The organism is uncultured Brachyspira sp., assembly GCF_944390845.1.
Taxonomy (GTDB): domain Bacteria; phylum Spirochaetota; class Brachyspiria; order Brachyspirales; family Brachyspiraceae; genus Brachyspira; species Brachyspira pulli.
In genome coordinates this window covers 1-3,249 of record NZ_CALXRM010000130.1, presented here as the reverse complement: position 1 = coordinate 3,249, position 3,249 = coordinate 1, and the positions used below count along the sequence as shown (strand labels likewise).

Below are 3,249 nucleotides of genomic sequence, written 5' to 3'. Positions count from 1 at the left end.
TTCTAGCAATTTAAATTATAAGGAATACCTTCTTTTTTTAAACTAAAAGTGTGCAATATCTATGGCTCTTAAACAAACAATTTTTAAATTTATTATTGATATTTTTATCCTAGCATATTACAATAGTATTGAGGTATAAAAATGGACAAAGAAATTGAAGATTTTAATAAAAATTTTGACGATAAAATTTTTGACATGGCATTCGTACTGAAAAGATCATGCTGCAAATACAATAAAATTCCTTGGGAAAAATATTATACTTTATTTGTTTCAGCTATAGCTTTAAAAAATATTACTGATAATCTAATTAGAGAAAATACACATATTATCATTAATAAAAAAGTTGAACAAGCTGAAGAATATTTAAAAATACTCAAAGATGAAAGCATAGTAAGATTAAAGGTGAGAAAAGAAAAAGATCCTGACGACTTCTATATTAATTTTTTACTTGAAGATATAGTTGATAGTAATTATAAAGATGATGATTTAAATAGCATATTAGAAAAATATTCAGAAATTATTTATTATAAAGATGAAGAATTAGGAGATTTTGAACTTAATAAAGATATAAACAGTTTTAAGAAAGAGATGCCTTGGACTGACAATAATATTTCAATCTTCTTTGATAATATCAATGAAGAGTTTAATACACAAAGTGTTGATATAATAAAAAAAATATTCGCTGATAAAAAAGATATTGACAGAAAATTAAAAGAGTGTGCTGCAGAAAGTATATTTAAACCTCATAATATGGAAAGAGAAGAATTCATAAAATCAATAAGCTTAACATCTATAAGCATAGATTCTAAAAACTACATAACATTTTATTTTAATGACGGCGACGGACACGTAATACCAGTAAATAGTGATTGGGATTTTAATTTAAAACCAATTACTAAACCAATGTTTTTTTAAATTTGCCTACTTCTTCCGCACGCTAAATAAATCTTAAAATATAAGTTTATCTATGATTCAGATTATATTATAAATTTTACTCACCGTGCGTTAATGAAATTCTAAATATAATCAACGCTTGGGCGGGTACTATAATTTATAAATAAGTTATAAAGATAGTGAATATTAAAATTTAAAAGTTAGTTATAAAGTATAAAGGGCGGGGAATGTAATAAAGTTTTAAAATTTCATTACACTGCCCCACCCTCTATCCTTTCAATTTTCACTCTCATTTTTATAATATTTTCTTTTTAATCTAAACTGTTATTCTAGCTGCCCACCCAAGATTTTTTTAAATTCATAACGTATTCACCACACGCAAAATAATTATAAAAAATACGGTTTAATAAGTAATACAATCTAATTATATTTATAATCTCTTTACCGTGCGTCAAAGTAATCAATAATATCTTTTTATATTTTTAAAGTATAGTATAATAATAAAAAATTATTTAGGCATTATTTATGAAAAATATAGAAAATAATAATCAAACAAACAAGAAAGAAAAAAGAAATTACCAAATGGATAATTATAATGTAATGATTAAATTATTTATATTATCTATGATAGTTTTTGCAGCACTTTATTTTGCACATAATTTACTTGTTTCTTATAGACTTGATAAAGCTATGGAAAGATATTCAAGCCCATTAGAAAATATTATTATCACTAAAGAAGAGTTTTATACTAATGTGATAATAACAGAGATAGAAAGCAATAAATTTATCACTAATAATATAATATTAAAAAGCTCATCAATAGAAGATCTTCAAAACGCATTCGCTGAAGCTATAGACAGCCACACAAAAAATCTTCAAATATCAATGAGCGAAATAGTAAAATCATCATCTGACACATTGAATTTCTGGTTCGCCTTTATATCTGTGGTAATGATAGTGTTCTCATTTGCAGGAGCATTCGTAAATAATAATATTTTAAATGAAGCAAGAGAACAGCTAAGTAATGTAGAAAAAGAAGCAGAAAAATCTCTGAAGCAGATAAAAGAAGAAACGGATAAAATAATTGAAGAAAATAATAAGAACGTAAAAATAAACAGTGAATTGAATTTAGGCTATCAGGCACATCAAAATCAAAAATATAAGGAAGCTATAGATTACTTTACAAAAGTTATAGAACTTGATGATAAAAATGTATACGGATATTTTAACAGAGCAAAAGCCAAGGCAGAATTAAAACGATATGAAGAAGCAATTAAAGATTTTGACAAAGCTATAAAATTAGATAATAATAATTTATTAGTTTATTATTTTAGAGGAATTACTAAAGCAGATTTTGAACAATATGAAGAAGCAATTAAAGATTTTTACCAATGTCTAGAGTTAGATGAAAGTGATGTAGATTTTTATAATAAAATAGGTTTCTATAAAATTAAATTAGCGAATATTGAATTAAAAAATAATAATATTTCAAAAGCAAAAGAGTTATTAAATGAATCTATAGAATATTGTGATAAAGGAATTGAAATAGTTGATGATGATGCTTCAATATATGACACTAGAGGATATGCTAAAACTAAGCTTGCTAATATTGAGAGATATAATGGAAACACAGAAAAAGCCATTGAAATATATAATGAATGTTTGAAAGATTTTTATAAAGTTGAAGAATTAGAAAATGAAATTCCAGAAACTTTTAATAGTATAGGCTACATTAAAAATATACTTGCCAACATTCAAAAAGAAAATATTTCAGAATCAGAATATAAACACTTAAAAGATGAGGCTCTGCTTTATTTTGAAAAAGCGTACAAAATAGATAATGACAAATTAAAACCAAAAATGGAAAAGTACTTGATAAAGCTTGCAAAAGAAAATGACCGTGTGGGTATAGAGTTCTGTACTAAAAATGGTATTGATTATTTATGATATTTCATAAAAATAATTGGAGATAATGGGGCTCGAACCCACGACCCTCACAATGCCATTGTGATGCTCTCCCAAACTGAGCTATATCCCCTAGTGTTGAAAATGATAAATTATTTTAAATTAAAAGTCAATCTATTTGTTTTCTTTATTATGTTTAAGAGCCATATATATTGCACACTTTTATTTAAAAAAAAGAAGGTATTCCTTATAATTTAAATTGCTATAAATAAACCCAAAGGAATACCTATGAAACAATATAATACAAATCAGAAAAAAAAGATAGTATTAATTATTAATAAAGTTAAAAATAAAAGAGTACAGGCATTAAAATTTAAGGGGCTGTCCTAGATAACTAAAAAAGCTCCTTTTGTGCTAAATTATATATAATTTCTAATTGTTTTTCAACTT

Annotated in this window: 2 protein-coding genes and 1 tRNA gene; 2 read left to right on the top strand and 1 reads right to left on the bottom strand. The window is 24.8% G+C overall.

Annotated features, from left to right (window positions below; genetic code table 11):
• Positions 1-141 precede the first annotated feature (141 nt).
• Together Q0K52_RS14695 and Q0K52_RS14690 are read left to right on the top strand one after the other, a co-directional pair.
• Positions 142-915 carry a DUF2262 domain-containing protein gene (locus Q0K52_RS14695; protein ID WP_297300631.1) on the top strand — a complete coding sequence of 258 codons (774 nt, stop codon included), beginning with the start codon at positions 142-144 and terminating at the stop codon, positions 913-915.
• 504 nt (positions 916-1,419) lie between these two features.
• On the top strand, positions 1,420-2,841 hold the full coding sequence (locus Q0K52_RS14690; protein WP_297300630.1) for a tetratricopeptide repeat protein: 1,422 nt from the start codon (positions 1,420-1,422) through the stop codon (positions 2,839-2,841).
• 17 nt (positions 2,842-2,858) lie between these two features.
• Here Q0K52_RS14690 and Q0K52_RS14685 read toward each other — a convergent pair.
• Positions 2,859-2,932 (bottom strand) — tRNA-Ala (locus Q0K52_RS14685).
• Positions 2,933-3,249 lie beyond the last annotated feature (317 nt).

What these genes read in the sequence shown, in the direction of transcription:
- Q0K52_RS14695 (WP_297300631.1), top strand. Translation starts at nt 142, where the DNA reads ATGGACAAAGAAATTGAAGATTTTAATAAAAATTTTGACGATAAAATT.
- Q0K52_RS14690 (WP_297300630.1), top strand. Translation starts at nt 1,420, where the DNA reads ATGAAAAATATAGAAAATAATAATCAAACAAACAAGAAAGAAAAAAGA.